The following is a 17463-nucleotide window of genomic DNA, read 5'->3' on the forward strand; positions in this document are numbered from 1 at the left end:
TGCTTCCAGGAACATACTAATCTCAGGGATGGAACAGCCCGTAGCGCCCATAGAGCCAAAACCGCTACATCACATATCATTGATGCAAGTTTTGGCGATGAAGTGGGAAGCCGCGCCCTTCAGGACGCGGTAGTTCACTCCTTTTGCCGGTTTTGGAGGTTTCAGATTATCTGCCAGTAGATGAGAGGAGCCAGCACCAGGAGCATCAGCCCGGTAAAAAGCCTCATTCCCACCCGGTGATCCTTACGGAAGCGGTCCACCCTATCCGGGCTCATTCCCAGGGCGAGGAATCCCCCCACCACAATGATTGGCAGTATCACCCCCAGGTTGAAGAACATCAGGTAGGCGGCGCCGACAAAGTAGCTTTTGGCGGAGATGAGATCCAGTATGGCCAGATAAAGCCCGCCCACACAGGGGATCTTAACCAATGAGAAGAGCGCCCCCGCCAGGAAGTAGGAGCTAAACCTTCCCTTTTCCACTCCCGCCTGGAAATACTGCAGCGCCCAGTCCGTCCGGAAGAGCGATGCCTTTCCCTGCTTTAAAAGGATGGCATCGATGACCTGAGATAAGCCCGCAGCCAGGAGTAGCACAGTCAAAGCGTAGCGGAATGTGGCAGCTATAGCCTCAGAATGCAATAGCCTTTGCATTCCCAGGCCGAAGAGGAAGTACATGGAGAAGATGCCAAAGGAGAAGAATACCACCATCATGATCAGCTCCCGCCTCTTTCCGGAGGTTGAGAGGATGGATGCCGCCAGAAAGACCAGAATGCCGAAGAGGCAGGGATTGAAGCCGGCCACAAACCCACCAGCAGTGACGGCCAGGGCAGTGGAGAGGGAGAGGTCCTGCAGATCGTATCCGGGCAGAGCATCCTCCCGCCGCTGGATGGGGCTAGTGTTGCCTGGAAAGCCTATAGAGGGAGCAGTCTCAGATCTCTGGCTCTGATTGTGCAGGGCCCGAAGAGCCTTATTCTCGAGGATGGATGCGTCTCCTCCATAGTCCCTGTAGTCTATGACCTCGGTCCCGATGATTATGGCTGGAATATCCCGGGCGTTAAGCTGATCGATTATTCGGTGGCCCTCATCGGTATAATAGTAATAGCTGCTGACATTAAGTGGCACCGTCTGGCCCACCTTCTCCAGGGTCCTCTCAGCAGCGGCGCATTTGGGACATCCCGGCGAGATGATGATTATGACCTCTACCGGGTCCGCGCCCGATGCATATCCTTCTACGAGGGCCAATTGGCTGGTGGAGGAACCGATTCCGCCGTCCGCACCCTCGCCGCCTGCCGCATGGATGCAGCCAAAGAGGGAGGCCATCGCAATGCCCACAAATAAGAGAATTCCAATGATTCTCCCGGCAGGAATGATAAAGAAAGGCCCTCTGGAAGGGATCGGTGGCATCAGTCCCCTTATGGCATGGAAGTGATATAAAAAATAGGTCCTCAACAGATGAGTCTGGCCGGGAAGGGGGCGAAAATCCCCTCTCCATCTGCCAGATTCATTTACTCTTCAGTTACGTACTCAAGGACAGGCATATCCTCATCTGATGCCTCACTGGACACGAATGCCACAGAGACATCATCCTCACCGACTAGGACTATGCTGTAGGGGCACCCTTCTGCACAGACCTCGACCGCCTTTTTGATTATGGGTGTTACATCCAGCTCAATCACATCCTCTGCCTCATCTATCTCAACGGAATCGGATGAGACATCAAGGTCATATTCTGCCTTATCCTTCCAGGTCAGGGTGTTTAATGTCGCTCCCTCCAGGAAGTAAGCCTTGATCTCGCCCTCGTCATCCACCCGGGCGACGTTAAGGGTGAGAGTAGCAGATTTGATCTGATCCGGATTGAAGATTCCCTGCGATCCGAAGAGATTCACATAGCTGAGGTAGGTCTCATTTATAGACGCATCATCATCGTCATCGTCCTGGGAAGACACCCACAGTAGATCGCTATCGCCATAGCTTTCTTCCTCTTCAATAGAATTGACGTAGGTATCCACATCGATTTTCGCTTCAAAGCTCCCTGCGCTGCAGGCGGCCGCCAGCAGGAGAAGTGCGCCAATAATCGCAAGCCAGTATCTCAAACTCTATTCCTCCATTGAATTTACCAACACTGCATATACCTTTCAATTGATAAAAAAGCTTACCTTCATATGTAGCCTATATTAGAAGATCCTAAGACTTTTTACCCCCTATCCTAAACCCATATGAGCCATGAATCTTTATAAAATAGATCGATCATCAATAGATGGATCTCTATGAGCCTCAAAATGAAACCATCATTAACCCATCCCAGTGCCACGGGGAAATGCCATGCTCCGGCTTTATCGAATGCATATCATCCTTCGCGCGGCATAGGTCGCTCGACCATTTGGGCGGTATCCCTTCTTTATTCTTTTATGCTGATCGCCTCCCTTGCCAGCGCTGCTTCCATAACCGTCAGCTCCGATCTGCAAGCGGCAATCAACGCCGCCCAGCCTGGCGATACCCTCCTGGTGGCTCCGGGGACTTACGAGAAGATATCCATAGGAAAGAGCCTGAACCTGATAGGCAATGGGGCAGTCATCCAGGCGGGAGAGAGGGACGCCTGCGTGAATATAGAAGCGAGCGATGTCAGCATATCCGGCTTTCTCGTCAGGAATGGGTTTTATGGCATAAAGCTGAACAACGTTCGGGGCTGCACTGTGGCCAACAATACCGTCATCCGGTGCACCCAGCCAGGGATTGCCCTCCTTTTTTCCGACGGCAATATCATCCAGGGAAACAACGCCAGCTTCAACGGACTGGGGGGTGAGGGGTGGTATGGAATATACCTCTCCAACTCCAATGACAATCTGATCCTTGATAATGTGGCCTATGGCAATGGCGCCTACGGCATAAACCTCTTCCCCTCCTGCAGCAATAACACCATCCGGGGCAACGTCCTTCAAGGAAATATGTACGGCCTGTACATGTTCACAGATTGCAGCAATAACATAATAGAATACAACGACCTCTCCCGGAACACCAACTCCGGCCTGGACCTCCGCTTCGACTGCACTGATAACCTGATCCGAAATAACAGCATGATCGAGAACGTAGTCGCCGGCCTGACCCTCCTGGACTCTGGATATAACAGCATATCCGGCAATCTGATAGAGGCAAATGGGCGCTATGGCCTGCAGATCCAGAGCAATTCGAACGGCAATACCATCATCGATAACACAATCTCGGACAGCCAGACCGGCATCTTCCTGGATTCGAGCCAGAACCTGATCTACAGAAATAAGATCAGTTACAATGTGATCCAGGCGGAGGATAGAGGAGAGAACTCATGGAATGCCAGCTATCCGCTGGGGGGCAACCTGTGGAGCGACTACCATGGGAGCGATGATTACCAGGGACCGGAACAGAATGTTCTGGGTGCGGATGGATTTGGCGACCTGCCCTATGAGATAGACAGTTCCTCCTTAGATCGTTATCCCATTATGGGCGATCAGGTCCGGCAGATCTCCATCATCGATAAGGCTCTTAATCCCACCCAGGCCAGAGTGGGAGACGATATAAAGGTCACCGTGCGTATGGAGGCTCTGTATGATCTCAACCAGCTGACGGTTAGAGCATATCAGTCGGGAGAAGAGGCAAAGGGCTACGGCCGCCTGGTAGCCTCTGGGGATGCATATCAGGGATCCTTCTCCACCGCCCTGCTCGATCCGGGCGAGTACGACCTGGTCTTGAGGGTAAATGATGTTCGTGGATTCGAACTGGAGGAGACGTTAGGAAGTTTCTCCGTCACCCCCAGGAGCTGATGAGCACTTGCATAGTATGGAGATGAGAAGTTTGAGAAATTCAAGAGGCTTGCCATGAGAGTTATCAGAATCGCAGGCTGCAGCTTGTTGCTGGCAGCCTTATTCATGATGGCGATCATATGGAATGCATCACCTGTGGCCGGGGAGTGCGCATCCTGCAAAGCCGCTGGCTCGAGCGCAGAGCAGGATCCGCTCAATCAACAGTGGGCTTCGTTCCTGGGTGAGGTGGGGGCATGGTCTCAGATGCCATTCCATCCGGGCCTGCTCAGAGCACAATCCGATTCATCCAACTGCTCGTCACTGTGGGGAGAGAATGGGGAGCGGGGATTGGATCTGAACCTTTCTGCTCCCAAGGACGGTCTGCAGAAATATCAGGGCAATCGATCCGATATGGCCCGGGGGATGGGATTTTCCACAATTTTGATTTCACCAGAAGAGATCAAAATCCTAGATAGCTCCGACATAATCATCGATATCAGCCCCAGATCGACTGAGTACATTCCAGGAGCGATAAGCATTCCTTATGACAGGTTCATCGATCCTGCAGGAAGGCTCGAGCCGATCGGCGAGATGGCCCGGATTTTGGGGGAGGCAGGCGTGTCCGAGAACGATTCGATCATCATTTATGGTGAATGCCAGCCCTGCGGCGGCGGCCCCTCAGCAGCCACCTACGTCTTCTGGATGCTGAAGTTCTTGGGGCATGAGGATGTCAGGCTCCTGGACGGGGGGATAGACGACTGGGTGGCAGCGTCGAATCCCACCTGGTCTGAGCCTGCACGCCTTGCGCCCAGGAATTATACTCCCGCTATAGATGCCGATCTTCTGGCAACATATGATTTCGTTTGCAGCGGCATCCCCCAGATAATCGATGCCCGAACGGGTAGGGATTTTGAGGCAGGGTCGATACCAGGAGCGATCAATATTCCTTATACAAGCGTTCTGGATGGCAAGAAGATAAAGGATCAGTCAGAGCTGGAAGAGATATTCTCAGATCTGCAAAGAGAAAGGCCGGTGGTGGTCTACACCAATACCGGGGTCAAGGCCTCCATGATCTGGTTGCCCCTCTCCCTTCTTGGCTACGACGCCAAGGTCTACGCCTGGCAGGACTGGAAGGCGGATCATTCCAGTGGTGAAATGACACCAGCAAATATAAGAATATCGAAAAGGATAGCTGGAGTTAAGAGTGAGACCATTGAATCCTAGCCATATCCTCCATTTTGTTCTCCTGCTCAGCCTGGTCAGCTACGCATCCGCTTTTCCGATACAAAATGCCCTGGAGAACAATAAGGCAACCGCCTGGTTTCAGAAGGAGTACGAAAATCGCCTCAGACCAAGCGTCGACGATGGCGCTGCTCCGGTCATCTATGGGGTGAGCGTGAGCCCCTCCATTCTCAAGACAGGCGATCCCAGGAGCGAGATAAATGCCCGGGTCCATGATCCTTCCGGCCTGGGAATGGTCTATGCTGATATAGGCAATCGGATGAACCTCATGATAGATTTAGACCGAGATGGCACTTTCACCGGCTATTGCGGCTCCAATATGCCTGCTGGAACCTACAATGTGACAATCATCGCCGTAGACAAGTTCGGCAATGCGGCGAAGGACGAGTCCAAGAAGATCACCATCCGCGATCCCAGGGATCTCAATGGCAATGGAATAGAAGACAGCCTGGAGGAGCAGAAAGCCAAAGACCTGAAGGTCATTGTGCTTCATGAGGACGACCTTAAAGGGAACCTTACCGGCGTCGGCTCCTCTCTGGAGAAGAGGTTCAAAGTCCTGCCCGGGAGCGCAATGACCGTCTCCTCGGACAACCTGGAAAAGATCGCCAAGACCGACGGCGTCCGAGGGGTGTACACCGATCAGAAGCTCACCGTGCTCTCTGCTGCCAGCATGAGCAGCCCGAATCCTGGGCCTTCGATCATAGACGATCCCAGAGAGATCTCCGGCCCAAAAGGCGAGGGGGTTACTGTGGCTCTGATCGACACCGGCGCAGATGCCGATCATGAGGCTCTTTCTCGTAAGATCGTCGCATTCCAGGACTTCGTGAACAATCAGACAGAACCCTATGACGACAACGGCCATGGCACACACTGCGCCAGCCTGATCGCCGGCGACCTGGGCATGGGGGTAGCGCCGGGAGCGGAACTTGTGGTGATCAAGGTTATGGACCGGGATGGAGCATGCTATCTATCCGATGCTCTTAAAGCTCTGGACTGGTGCCTGGATAATCGGGATCGCTACGGGATAAAGATCATATCGTTTAGCGTGGGCGGAGAAGGGCCTTCTGATGGAGCATCTCTGCTAGACGAGGCCTGCGACCGGATGGTCGAGGAGGGGCTGACCATGTGTGTCGCCGCTGGAAACTCCGGGCCTTCGCCCTCCTCCATTGTCATGCCCGGTGGCGCAGAGAAGGTGATAACCATTGGGGCCATTGATCGCACCGGATTGATATTCGAACAATCATCACGCGGCCCGACCCTGACCGGAGAGATCAAGCCGGACCTGGTCACCCTGGGAGTTGATGTCCCTTCCGCCCTGGCCGGCTCCAAGAATGGCCTGAGCTCAGTGAGCGGTACATCAATGGCTGTTCCTCAAGTCTCCGGAGCATCAGCTGTTTTGCTGGAGGCGAATCCTGAACTGCAACCAGCAGATATCAAGAGGCTGCTGCTCAAGACCGCAGATGAGCTGGGGCAGGAGGGAAAGGATAACCTCTATGGCTATGGAGCTCTCAACCTGACCCGAGCCCTCAAGAGCATCAACGCCCCGAAAGAGGAGCTTTATCCTCCGGATCTGGTCGATGTAAGGCTGAACCGGGATGAGGCCACAGAAGGCGAGCCGGTGATGGTAGAGGCCCAAGCCTCCGGAGAGATCAAGTCCTTAAACACCAAGATCATCGGGCCGGACAGAAATCTGGAGATTCCCATGGACGACCTGGATGGCAACGGCATATACTCCGCCCGCTGGGAGACGAGCTTCTGGACGGCCGGGGATTATAAGATATCCGTCGATCTGGTGGGTGGATTTGGGGAGATGGAGTCAATAGCCGTCCCTTTCCGTCTGCTGGAGAGGTGATGAGATGACGAGCGATGCCTGGCAGGAGATCGCGCGGTTTGGCAGAAAGGTCGTCTCCTCAGGACTCACAAGCTCTCGATTCGGAAATATCAGCATCTGCCAGGATGGCAGGATATTCATCACCGCTACGGGATCGATGCTCGACGAGCTGGATTCGTCCACGGTGGTGGAGGTCAGCTTAGAGAATCCCTGTGAGATGGATAAGATTGCCAGCATAGAGACCTGCGTTCACCGGGCGATTTACCTGAATACTGGGAAGATGGCCATCATCCATACCCATTCTCCATATGCGGTTGTCCTGTCTATGGTGGAAATGGAGAAGGTGGAGCCAATTGATAGCGAGGGCGTTCTCTTTCTGGGAGAGGTGCCTATAATCGAGGGCAAGCTGGGGACCGATATGCTCGCTAAGGCCGCATCTTTAGCCCTTAAGTCCCATATGGCCTGCATCGCCCGCGGGCATGGCGTATTTGCTGCAGGCGGGACCCTGATGGAGGCCTATACCGCAGCCTGCATGGTGGAGCATAGCTCTCTGGTGAGATATCTGGTGAATTGCTACCCCCAGGGGAAAAATTTATATCTTAACCAACACACTTTTAAATCGAGCGGGTAATCCTAGTTTTTAGAATCCACACTGAACCCCCACTCTCCTACCCGCTCACTTAATAAATTAATAAAAATTGCTTTCTGCGTGGTGCCCACCATTTGCGCCATAAATTATCAAAAGACCTATTAATGTTTGGGTGATACTAGCACATGATGAACTCTTCATTGCAGTTAGGGAAGATCATGGGAATACCGGTGCAGCTGCACTGGTCCTTTCTGCTGGTCATCCTCTACATAGCCTGGGCCTTTGCCTCATTCAGCCAGCAGGTCCTGGGGAGGAGCTATGGCTTTGGCGAGATCGAGCCAGCCGGCCTGAGATGGGCCTACTCTCTGATATTCTCATTGGTCCTCTTCACCTGTGTGGCCCTTCATGAGCTGGGGCACAGCTATATCGCCCTCAAGAATGGAATCGCTATAAGGAGCATCACCCTTTACTTCTTTGGAGGGGTCTCTGCCATGGAGGAGATACCTAGAAATCCCCGCCTGGAGCTCCAAATGGCCTTCGCCGGGCCTGCAGTGAGCGGCATCCTGGGTCTGATGGGAATTCTCCTCGCCACATTGCTGGATGAAGGCAGCCCTCTTGGCATAATGCTCTGGATGCTGGGCCTCTTGAACATCATCCTCATGCTCTTCAATCTGCTGCCCGCTTTTCCCATGGATGGGGGCCGTCTCCTGCGGGCCTGGTTTGCTACCCAGATGCCATACATAAAAGCCACCCAGCGGGCGGCCAGCATTGGAAAGCTCTTCGCGATCATCATGTTCGTCCTCGGCTTATTCTCCTTCAACTTCATCCTCCTCTTTGTGGCCTTCTTCGTCTATGTCGGAGCCTCAGAGGAGGAGAAGGCAACCCAGATCAGCGTGAGCCTGGAGGGTACGAGGGTCATGGATATAATGTCAGATGATGTGCACACCGTCGACCCGGATATGACCCTGCAGGACTTGAAAGAGCATATGTTCGAGGAGAAGCACCGGGGCTATCCTGTCATGTCCGGTGATGAAGTGATCGGTGTGGTGACCCTTTCGGACCTGCAGAGGGTTCCCCAGGTGGATCACGCAGATACCCGAGTGGCTGAGGTTATGACAAGAAAGTTATATGTGATCGGTCCTTCAGAGGAGGCATCTGCTGCGATGATGATGATGAACAAGATGAATATCCGCCGGCTGCCTGTAATGTCTGATGGCCGCCTGGTGGGCATCGTCTCCAGAGAAGACCTGGTCAGGGCCATCGAGCTATGCTCGGGGCAGGACTGAAGAGGTAATCGATTTGGATTTTGATAAGACGGAAGCAAAGGAAGACTGCCCGGAGCCGACATGCAGGATAATAGAGCCTGATGCTGGCGCCGACCTGACTGAGGGCCTCTCCCACGAGATAACCATAGTGGGAACGGCGCATGTCTCAGAGAAAAGCGCTCTGGAAGTGGTCAGAAGGATCGAGGAGACAAGGCCGGACATAGTGGCAGTGGAGCTGTGTCTCTCTCGCTACAAAGCCCTGACCGGACAGGAGGAGAAGTCTGAGATCGAGATCGGCAAGCTGTTGAGTGGCGGAAAGCTCTACGTGTTCCTGGTGCAGTTGCTCCTTGCCTATATGCAGCAGAAGATCGGTCAGGAGATGGGGGTCAAGCCCGGCTCGGAGATGCTGGCGGCGATTAGGGCAGCGCAGAGCACTGGAGCCAGGGTGGCTCTGGTGGACAGGGATGTGGGAATTACCATTCAACGCTTCTGGTCGGCTATGGGATTCTTCGACAAGATTAGGCTGATCGGATCCCTGATCCAGGGGGCCTTGTGGGGGGAGGAAGAGGAGATCGATATCGATAACATCACTCAGGATGATGTCGTATCCCAGATGATAGGCGAGTTTCGCAAGATCTCTCCCGGGGCGGCCAGCGTTCTGGTCGACGAGAGGGATGCATACCTGGCCCGAAATCTGCTCAGCCTCTCCAGGCAAGGCAGGGTGCTGGCAGTGGTGGGGGCTGGCCATAAGGAGGGAATAGAGAGGCATCTTAGCAACCCCGAGGCCATTCCCGCCATAGAGAGCCTGAATGTGAAGGCCAAAAAGAAGATCACCTTTTCCCAGGTATTCGGCGCGGTGGTGACATTGACCATACTGGTGATGATTGCCCTGTTAGTGATCACCGCTCAATCCAGCAGAAGCCTGGTCTTAGCCTTTGCCATATGGTTTGTGATAACAGGCACTCTATCCGCCCTGGGGGTGATCTTGGCCCGAGGCCATCCGCTCTCCGTTTTAACGGCATTCGGCATCGCCTGGATGACCACACTCAATCCATTTGTGGCCGCTGGCTGGTTTGCGGGCATGGTAGAGGCCTGGAAGATCAAGCCCACCGTCTCTGACTTAAAAGAGCTTCCCCAGGCGGAAGGCTTCCGCCAGATGATGAATAACCGCCTCTTCAAGGTATTGCTGGTGGCATCGCTGTCCAATCTCGGCGCCATGGCAGGCACCTTCATCGGGGTCTATGTCATCTGGAAGGTGATGAATTTGATCAATCCGACCGAGCTGCCAGGCATGGTGATAGAAGCTCTGAGCGGAATGATCTAAAATATCAATTGGGAGCAGGCGGTCTCTCCGATATTATACTCACCCCAGCCTCTTTGATCTTATTCTTCCGGGCGACATTAAGGAGCATGGGGGTCAAGCTCTCCACCTGGGACGAGGCAGCCAGAGGGCCGACAAATAGAGGCCGGAGGTTCTTTATATCCATGGTCAAGCTCCTGACCATATCCACTGCCTCTGCATCGTCACCGCATATCAGGACATCGCCTTTCAAAATTCTATCCTTCGCCTGGAGAGCGGCGGCAGGCACGGTGTGAAAAGCGGCGACAACTCTTATCTGGGGAGGGAGGAGCGACTTGGCCTGCAGGGCGGAGCTGCCCTCTGGCGGAGGATTGAAGCGGAAGAACTTGCCATCGTAGCTCATGGGGACTACGGGAGAGATCACAAGCTGGTGGTTGAAGGATGTGGATAGATCATAGGTTACAGATTTCAGATGTTCAGGCGGGACACAGAGAATGACCGCGTCCGCCACCGCTACTGCGCTGGCGTTATCAGTTCCCCATATGTTCCCATTCGCGCCCTCAAGCTGCATAATTGCACTGGCGCTCTCACGGGCCTTATCCTCTTTACGCGAACCGATGATGATCTCATGAGAGCACATCAAGCGCAGGGCAAATCCCGTACCTATGTCACCTGTCCCACCGACAAGAGCAATCTTCATGAGTGACACGTTATCCCGCCCATTATTACATTTTTGGGTCAAGCCATTGGGGGATGAGAATGGATAAGATAGGATCAGGTCGAGAACGGATCATATAAGGATAAAACTGAGCAACTCCGGATTATTTTACTCATGTTATAATACGTAATAAGGGATGGCACGAGATGCGAAAGGGAGTAGCAATGAAGGGGGTAATAAACGTCACCTCGTGCCGCGAATTCCTGCATTATCCTATCATAATGCAGCTATCACTATTACATCTCTTCTCCTTTATTAAGTTTTAGGTGGAAAAAAAGAATATCAATTTTTATAAATTCTCAAATATTGTTCTCTCTCAAAACCTCCTCCAGCTCGGGAAGGGTGGCATTGGTCTTTATGCCAAGGCCGGTGAAATGAGTACGTGAGGCCTGATGACCCAGGGACTTCAACCTCGATATGACATCCTCAATCTTGCCGGGAGTGATTCTGAGCTTCTCACAGATGCAATGATGGTCATAGTACATGGGCACATCCACCTCCTTCGCGCAGGTGCTGAGTATCTTTTTGGCTCTGGGGCCAAGATCCCCCGCTACCAGGGCGCTGGTAATGACATCTGGATCCTGTATTTTGCCCAGCCATAGGGGCCCGGCCAGGGCGGTTCTGGAACGACAGTGGCGGCATATACCCACAGGATGCAACAACCTGAGAGTCTCAAAGCTTCCGCAGCTATTGCAGTGCTCCAAATATCCCAGGGACTGCAATGATCTGTCTGCTGCTTCGGCCCCTTTGACCACTCGAAGGTAGGTGCGCACATAGTGATCGGTGACGTGGGTGAGCAACGGCTCTGTACCCTTGTCCAGCCGGGCCAGCTCGCGCGCCGCCAGTCCAAGAAGGATTCGGGCCCCCATCTCCCGGTGATAGTCGGTGCACAGGGGAACAGCCATATATTTTCGGATGCCGCTTTTCAGATGAGCGCCGCAGAGAGGTGCGGTATCTGTAGCGGTGATGAAGAGGTATGAGCGGGCAGATCTGCTGGCAGCAGAGATATAGGGGGAGGGAGAGCCGAATGGATCCAGGTCTACCGCCTGAAAGTGCTCCTGGTGCATCAGGACATTGGCGTTTTTTTCGCTGACAACGCAGTCCAGCTGATTTCGGGCCACATTCCTTCGCATCACCTGAACCGCCCGGGGATCGAAATCATTGAGAGTCACCTTCTCCGTCCCTGCCTCTGCTGCCACTCTCATCCCCCGAATACCGCTGGCGGAGAGGGCATCAAGATACTCGCTGATGCCCAGGGCTTTGGTCATGGCTACCCCTATATCCCGATTGAGTTGCATCCGGGGATTGAAAAAGGCCCCCGTGGCTTCGAATGTGATTGAGCCTTCCGTATGGAGAGTCATCTAAAAATCATTCACTTCCTGGAAGGGAGAACTGCTCCCATCCAGAGGTTCAGAGTCCTTCCACTGGGGCGGAGAGCTGGGCTGGGGATGGGATATGACCATAACCCCTTCTACCAGCCGGGCCGCAGTCACTGCCTCCTCCTTAGGCTCAACGATGGCATATTTTTCTACCAGTTCCCCTATATCCGCCCGCTCCAGCCTTCCTTCATCGAAGGGACGGATCGAAGGCATGCGGTCGGATGAGCTGGATTCCGGTCCGGGAAGGGAGTAGGGCACATCTCCTATGCCGTCCTTGTTCTCATCTTCACCCTTATAATCGCTATAATAGTTGCCCAGAGTGGTATTCCAGATATTGCAGCTCTGGTTCTCATAGGCATTGATGTTATTAAACTGAAAATTATTTCCAAATATGAGGTTATTCCGGTTCTCATTCATCCTTATGCCGTGCTTGTTCTCAGCGGCATTATTGGCATAGACGGCATTGAACTGGCAGCCTTTGGAGATCTCCAGGCCATTGTAGTTGCCCCGGGCAACATTTCCTATGACCATGTTATGGCAGCTGTTCTCCTGCAAAGACAAGCCGATGCCAAATCCATCGATGATCTCACCTCTGCTATTGTCGATTAGGAGGTTGTCGGTGATGTTATTGTAGCTGGACCAGTTCGTCACCAGAATGCCGTAATAGTTATGGTCGAGCTGGTTTCTCCTCACCTGATTGAATGAGGCATTCCACAGGGAAAGGCCGAAGGTGCACTCCGATATCAGATTATCATCCATCTCTGCCCATTTCCCCTCTCTTAAGAGGATGCCAATATTTGAGTTTCTTATGATGCTGTTGTTCTTTACCACTATTTCTCTTGACTGCTCTATATCCAGCCCATATTTTTTGCAGTTCACTATGCTGCATCCTGAGACATTAAGGCCCCTTCCACCATGAAGGAATAGGCCCGTATCGCAGCCATCCAATGTGGAATCCTGGAGGGTAATCCCCTCTGCATCCAGGGCATAAATCCCGGCCTGGGCTCCGTAAATGCTGCTGTTTTTAATGGCGAGGTCGCTGCCCTCAACTACTACTGCCGAGTTGGGCATATCCAGGCGCTGGCCCCTGGCAGCCTCGCGGTTTTCCATATAGTATTCGAACTTGGCGGTGGTGTCCTTTCCCACTCCGTAGATCTCGAAGCCATCGATTGTCACCCCATCGCTCTTCACCACTACCGCCGGATTCTGCTGGGTAGCATTCAACACTGGTCTGCCCTCGCCGATCAAGGTCAATGGCCTGTCAATGGTGATGGAAATATATGTCCCCGGGCCGACTGCAATGATATCCCCCGCCTGAGCGGAGTTTATCGCCGACTGGATGTCCTGGCCAGCTTGAATACGATCGGCAGAGGCTGGGCTGAACAGGAGAGAATGGAACAGCAACAGAGCAAGAAGGCCCGTCCACGCCTTCCCCCCTTTGCAGATTTTAATGTCTGAAATGGCGCATGCCCGTGAAGACCATGGCCATATCATGCTCATTGGCGGCATCAATCACCTCAGAGTCCCGAATGGATCCGCCGGGATGAATCACTGCGGTCGCTCCTGCCAGGAAGGCCTGATCCAGGCCGTCCCGGAAGGGGAAGAAGGAATCTGTGGCAGCAACAGTTCCGTTCGTGGACAGGCCGTGCTCCTCCGCCTTCTCTGCCCCAAAGCGGGCGGAGTCCACCCGGCTAACCTGGCCGGATCCTATGCCGATGGTCTGATTCTCAGTGGTGTAGACCAGGGCATTGGACTTGACATACTTGGCTATCTTCCAGGCAAAACGGAGGGCCCGGGCCTCAGAGTCTGTGGGGGCTCTTCTGGTCACCACCCTCCACTCCTTGATGTCGCCGGTATCAAAATCCTGCAGCATCATACCCCCGAATATGGTCTTTTTGTAGTATCCCCGATACAGTTCGCCCTTTCTTTGCAGCAGGTCTCCTATGTCCAGGATCCTGCGGTTGGGCTTCTTCTCCGTGAGGAGCCGCAAGGCCTCTGCCTCGTAACCCGGAGCGAGAAGAACCTCAACGAAGCTGTCCCCTATGCACTGGGCCGTCTTCACGTCCACCATCCTGTTGAAACCTATCACCCCTCCGAATGCAGACTTGGGATCAGTGGCAAAGGAGAGTCGGAAGGCCTCATCAAGGCTTGCGCCATAGGCCACGCCGCAGGGATTGGCATGCTTTACAATGACTGAGAGGGGCCTATTGCAGGCTTCTCCATCGTACTCCGAGAGGTCGATGAGCATCTCCAAAACCGTTTCCGCATCGACCATATTATTGTAGGACATCTCCCGACCATTCAGCTTCCGGGCGGCGGGCAGCCCCAGACCCTGGTCATTTGTGTAAAGAGCAGCCCTTTGATGCCAGTTCTCTCCATAGCGCAGGTCCTGCACCTTCTCATAGGCAGACGCTACGTAATTTGGCAGGCCGTCTGCTTCAGGCTGAAGGCTGGCCAGCCTCTGGATATCCTTCTGCAGGCACCGGTACAGCACCTGAGCCTCCAGCATGTCTCTCGTCTTCTGGGAGAGGTCGCCCGTACTCCTGATCTCCTCCAAGACGGAGGGGCAATTCGAGTTATGCAATAGCACCGCACAGCCTCTTTCCATCGCCTGCCTGATGAGGGCAGAGCCATTCGAGGTATCCGCATAGTCCTGATCGCATACCAGGAGACAATCCTCTTTATGATCTTGGGGAGAAAAGCATTCGCACATCTGCAGGCCAAGCTGCTCTAAGCCCGAGGAAATGGAGCAATCAATGTGGTCCTTGCCTGCCAGTACGACGACCTGTTTGATCTTCATCGAACCTCTCCCCCTTCATCGCTAACGGTATTTTAACCTTTTCCCATTAACACAGGAACACCCCTGCAATGTCCTCCCATCAGCAGATTGTGATCGACAATATTTAAACTCCCAGAGCATTATAAAGAGCATGGACTATGCTGAGGCACTCGATTCTCATCCTCTGGGATGTATCATCCGCTTTGAAGTGGTGCCTGGCTCATCCCGGCTGGCCGTTCCTTCGGGCTTCAATCCCTGGAGGAGGTCTTTAGAAGCCCGGCTGACTGAAAAGCCATCTCGAGGCAGGGCAAACCGCCAGCTGGTCGAGGAGCTGGCGAGGACATTGGGCGTGGCCGAATCCGGAATCGAGGTGATTAAAGGAGAGAAGAGCGGGCGAAAGCTTCTGCTGGTTAAGGGAATAGAGAAGGATAGAGCGGTCTTAATCCTCAAGCCTCTGCTGAATCAACAGAGAGGAAGATGAAATGAAGGGATCGGTCAGGGACAGAGGGCGAGAGGAGTGCAAGGATAAGGGGACCTATGATCTGGAAGCCTTAGAAGAGCTGCTAGCTGCCCTGGTCGAGGCATCGGGCCAGGGGGCGGCGACTATCGTTGAGGGCAGGCGGGATGAACTGGCCCTGCGCGCCCTGGGCCTGACCGGGCCGGTGATCATGGCCTCGCGCCGATCGGCCCTCGACCTGGCCGAGGATGCTGCCCGGAGCTACCGGGAGATCATCCTACTCACCGATTGGGATCGCAAAGGGGATGAGATGGCCAGGACCATCGAGCAGCATCTGTGGTCGGTGGGTTCCCGTCCCGATGGGGAGATCCGCTCTCGCATCAAGAAGCTGGTCCGAAAGGAGATTAAGGACGTGGAAAGCCTGCATCGTTACATGGAAAGGATGAGGTATCTGTATGGCCCTTAGAATTGCAGTCACTGGCAGCCCAGGCGTCGGCAAATCAACTCTGGTGGCAAAGGTGACCTCCGGGACGAAATTGAGAGTTGGCGGGGTGCTGGCCAGAGACAGGCGCTACAAGGATCGGCGAACTGGCTTTGAGCTTTTGGACCTATCCACCGGAATGGTGGGGATACTGGCCGACGAGTCCGGGGACGGTCCGCAGCTGGGAAAGTACCGGGTCCATCTGGATGACCTGGACCTGATAGGAGCGCAGGCGGTGGAAAACGCTCTTGGCTGCGATTTGATAGTGGTGGATGAGGTGGGTCCCATGGAGCTTTCCAGTCACAGGTTCGTCCTTGCGGTGGAGAAGGCCATTGCCTCACCCAAGCCCATGCTGGTGGTGCTGCACCAGTGGTCCAACCACCGCCTGGCAAAGAAGATCCGGGGATCCTTCCGGGTATTGACAGTAACCAGGGAAAACAGGGATTCTCTGGCCGATGAGATTGCCAAGGCCCTGAAATCGGGGTGATGCTGCCAAGATCAAAATCCCGCCGTCTGGATCAGCTCAACCCCAGATCGCGGGCGATGCGAGCAGCCTCTTCTGCCTCTTGATCGCGATGCAATGATCGGTAGGCTACTGCCAAATTCTTCCAGGCAACTGCATACTCAGGATCGATCTCGATCGCTTTCCGGAAGCATACCACCGCCGCCTCCTGTCGGCCAAGGGCTGATAAGGAGACTCCTTTGTTATTCCAGGGATAGATGTCGAAAGGATCGATCATTATCGCCTCCTCATAACTCTCTATGGCCTCCTCATGCCGGTGCAGGTTGTCTAAGGCAGCTCCTCGATTGTTCCAGGCCCTCCTCCCGTCCGGTCCAAGGGGGTTCAGCTCGATGGCCCGGGCATAGCTCTCCACCGCCTCCTCGAACCGGCCGAGGATGTGAAGGGCAAAGCCTCTGACAATCCAGGTCCGTGGATTATCAGGATCGATGGCCAGAGCCTTCTGGCATGATTTAAGGGCATCAGCGCCACGATCAAGCTGGTTTAGTGCCACTGCATGGTTTCTCCAGGCATCCGCGCTCTCAGGATTCAGGGAGAGGGCCTTCTCCAGGGCACACACTGCCTCTTCATTACGGCCAAGCTTGCGCAGAGCTACACCTTTCCAGTAATGATGCTCAAATCCTTCCGTTCCCTTCTCTGATCGCTCCCAGGCAGCGACCGCTTCCTCGTAATCTCCCCGCAGATAGAGGCTCTCTCCGCTTGATCCATCATCCTCTGTCATAGCACCGCCAAATCCATTGCGCTATATCCATATCCCTATTTCTCCGTGAACTACCGCGTCCTGAAGGGCGCGGCTTCCCACTTCATCGCCAAAGCTTGCATCACTGATATGTGATGTAGCGGTTTTGGCTTTATGGGCGCTGGGGGCTGTTCCATCCCTGTGATGATTATGTTCCTGGAAGCATTGTAGTCTCGATCACACGAGAATCCGCAATAAGGGTACTCATGTACTCGTACCGACAGATCTTTCGTTACGATGCTTCCACAAGCTGAACACTTTTGAGAGCCACCTATAAGCATCCAAATTCTCCGCTAACTTCCATTGAGTTATCTTGTTCGGGAAGATGGGATATTTGTAGCTTACAATCATACTTTCTCCATTTGAAGATTCTACAGTGCTGGGGCGCAGG

At 53.9% G+C, this 17463-nt stretch carries 16 protein-coding genes and 1 pseudogene; 9 read left to right on the forward strand and 8 right to left on the reverse strand.

The features are described 5' to 3' along the window. Nucleotides 1–161 precede the first annotated feature (161 nt). Both BP822_RS06385 and BP822_RS06390 read right to left on the reverse strand, forming a co-directional pair. Nucleotides 162–1316 carry a cytochrome c biogenesis protein gene (locus BP822_RS06385; RefSeq protein ID WP_273277992.1) on the reverse strand — a complete coding sequence of 385 codons (1155 nt, stop codon included), beginning with the start codon at nucleotides 1314–1316 and terminating at the stop codon, nucleotides 162–164. A 185-nt stretch (nucleotides 1317–1501) separates the two neighbouring features. Next, a complete protein-coding gene (locus BP822_RS06390) occupies nucleotides 1502–2089 on the reverse strand; it encodes a DUF7594 domain-containing protein (protein ID WP_013719105.1) in 588 nt (195 codons plus the stop codon). A 186-nt stretch (nucleotides 2090–2275) separates the two neighbouring features. On the opposite strand from BP822_RS06390, the gene BP822_RS06395 reads away from it, so the two are divergent. From BP822_RS06395 to BP822_RS06420, 6 genes are all read left to right on the forward strand, one after another. Further along, complete coding sequence (locus BP822_RS06395) at nucleotides 2276–3793, forward strand: right-handed parallel beta-helix repeat-containing protein (protein WP_273277991.1); 1518 nt, start codon at nucleotides 2276–2278, stop codon at nucleotides 3791–3793. Between the two features lie 54 nt (nucleotides 3794–3847). Beyond that, a complete protein-coding gene (locus tag BP822_RS06400) occupies nucleotides 3848–4996 on the forward strand; it encodes a sulfurtransferase (protein WP_013719103.1) in 1149 nt (382 codons plus the stop codon). Continuing rightward, on the forward strand, nucleotides 4986–6866 hold the full coding sequence (locus BP822_RS06405) for a S8 family peptidase (RefSeq protein WP_286878001.1): 1881 nt from the start codon (nucleotides 4986–4988) through the stop codon (nucleotides 6864–6866). The genes BP822_RS06400 and BP822_RS06405 overlap by 11 nt, the downstream gene beginning before the upstream one ends. A 4-nt stretch (nucleotides 6867–6870) precedes the next feature. Continuing rightward, nucleotides 6871–7476: an aldolase gene (locus tag BP822_RS06410; RefSeq protein ID WP_013719101.1), complete on the forward strand. Its 606-nt coding sequence runs from the start codon at nucleotides 6871–6873 to the stop codon at nucleotides 7474–7476. A gap of 146 nt (nucleotides 7477–7622) precedes the next feature. Next, the gene (locus BP822_RS06415) at nucleotides 7623–8720 is read left to right on the forward strand and encodes a site-2 protease family protein (RefSeq protein ID WP_048131983.1); all 1098 of its coding nucleotides are present in this window, start codon (nucleotides 7623–7625) and stop codon (nucleotides 8718–8720) included. 13 nt (nucleotides 8721–8733) lie between these two features. After that, nucleotides 8734–10023, forward strand: coding sequence for a TraB/GumN family protein (locus BP822_RS06420; RefSeq protein WP_013719099.1), 1290 nt, complete (start codon nucleotides 8734–8736; stop codon nucleotides 10021–10023). A 4-nt stretch (nucleotides 10024–10027) separates the two neighbouring features. Here the strand turns inward: BP822_RS06420 and npdG are convergent, their stop codons facing one another. The 4 genes from npdG to BP822_RS06440 all read right to left on the reverse strand — a co-directional run bounded on the left by npdG (nucleotide 10028) and on the right by BP822_RS06440 (nucleotide 14896). Then, nucleotides 10028–10699: an NADPH-dependent F420 reductase gene (npdG, locus tag BP822_RS06425; RefSeq protein WP_013719098.1), complete on the reverse strand. Its 672-nt coding sequence runs from the start codon at nucleotides 10697–10699 to the stop codon at nucleotides 10028–10030. Between the two features lie 317 nt (nucleotides 10700–11016). Further along, nucleotides 11017–12078 (reverse strand): tRNA (guanine(10)-N(2))-dimethyltransferase, encoded by a 1062-nt coding sequence (locus BP822_RS06430; RefSeq protein ID WP_013719097.1) that lies wholly within the window; start codon nucleotides 12076–12078, stop codon nucleotides 11017–11019. After that, nucleotides 12079–13500 (reverse strand): right-handed parallel beta-helix repeat-containing protein, encoded by a 1422-nt coding sequence (locus BP822_RS06435; RefSeq protein WP_013719096.1) that lies wholly within the window; start codon nucleotides 13498–13500, stop codon nucleotides 12079–12081. Between the two features lie 43 nt (nucleotides 13501–13543). After that, on the reverse strand, nucleotides 13544–14896 hold the full coding sequence (locus BP822_RS06440) for a phosphoribosylaminoimidazolecarboxamide formyltransferase (protein WP_286878002.1): 1353 nt from the start codon (nucleotides 14894–14896) through the stop codon (nucleotides 13544–13546). A gap of 130 nt (nucleotides 14897–15026) precedes the next feature. Here BP822_RS06440 and BP822_RS06445 point away from each other — a divergent pair, with 130 nt between their 5' ends. Genes BP822_RS06445 through BP822_RS06455 form a run of 3 tightly spaced genes read left to right on the forward strand, consistent with a single transcriptional unit; the run spans nucleotide 15027 to nucleotide 16300 of the window. Then, nucleotides 15027–15356: a DUF167 domain-containing protein gene (locus BP822_RS06445; RefSeq protein ID WP_273466284.1), complete on the forward strand. Its 330-nt coding sequence runs from the start codon at nucleotides 15027–15029 to the stop codon at nucleotides 15354–15356. A gap of 1 nt (nucleotide 15357) precedes the next feature. Beyond that, the gene (locus tag BP822_RS06450; RefSeq protein ID WP_273466282.1) at nucleotides 15358–15798 is read left to right on the forward strand and encodes a toprim domain-containing protein; all 441 of its coding nucleotides are present in this window, start codon (nucleotides 15358–15360) and stop codon (nucleotides 15796–15798) included. Continuing rightward, the gene (locus BP822_RS06455) at nucleotides 15788–16300 is read left to right on the forward strand and encodes an NTPase (RefSeq protein WP_273466280.1); all 513 of its coding nucleotides are present in this window, start codon (nucleotides 15788–15790) and stop codon (nucleotides 16298–16300) included. The genes BP822_RS06450 and BP822_RS06455 overlap by 11 nt, the downstream gene beginning before the upstream one ends. Nucleotides 16301–16331: 31 nt before the next feature. On the opposite strand, the gene BP822_RS06460 is transcribed toward BP822_RS06455, so the two are convergent. Together BP822_RS06460 and BP822_RS06465 are read right to left on the reverse strand one after the other, a co-directional pair. Beyond that, nucleotides 16332–17054: a tetratricopeptide repeat protein gene (locus BP822_RS06460; protein ID WP_013719091.1), complete on the reverse strand. Its 723-nt coding sequence runs from the start codon at nucleotides 17052–17054 to the stop codon at nucleotides 16332–16334. 50 nt (nucleotides 17055–17104) lie between these two features. Beyond that, nucleotides 17105–17338, reverse strand: a pseudogene (locus BP822_RS06465) (zinc ribbon domain-containing protein); the annotation flags it as partial. Nucleotides 17339–17463: the final 125 nt, after the last annotated feature.

It is taken from the genome of Methanosaeta sp. UBA458, from assembly GCF_002496085.1.
In the GTDB taxonomy this organism is placed as follows: domain Archaea; phylum Halobacteriota; class Methanosarcinia; order Methanotrichales; family Methanotrichaceae; genus Methanothrix; species Methanothrix soehngenii.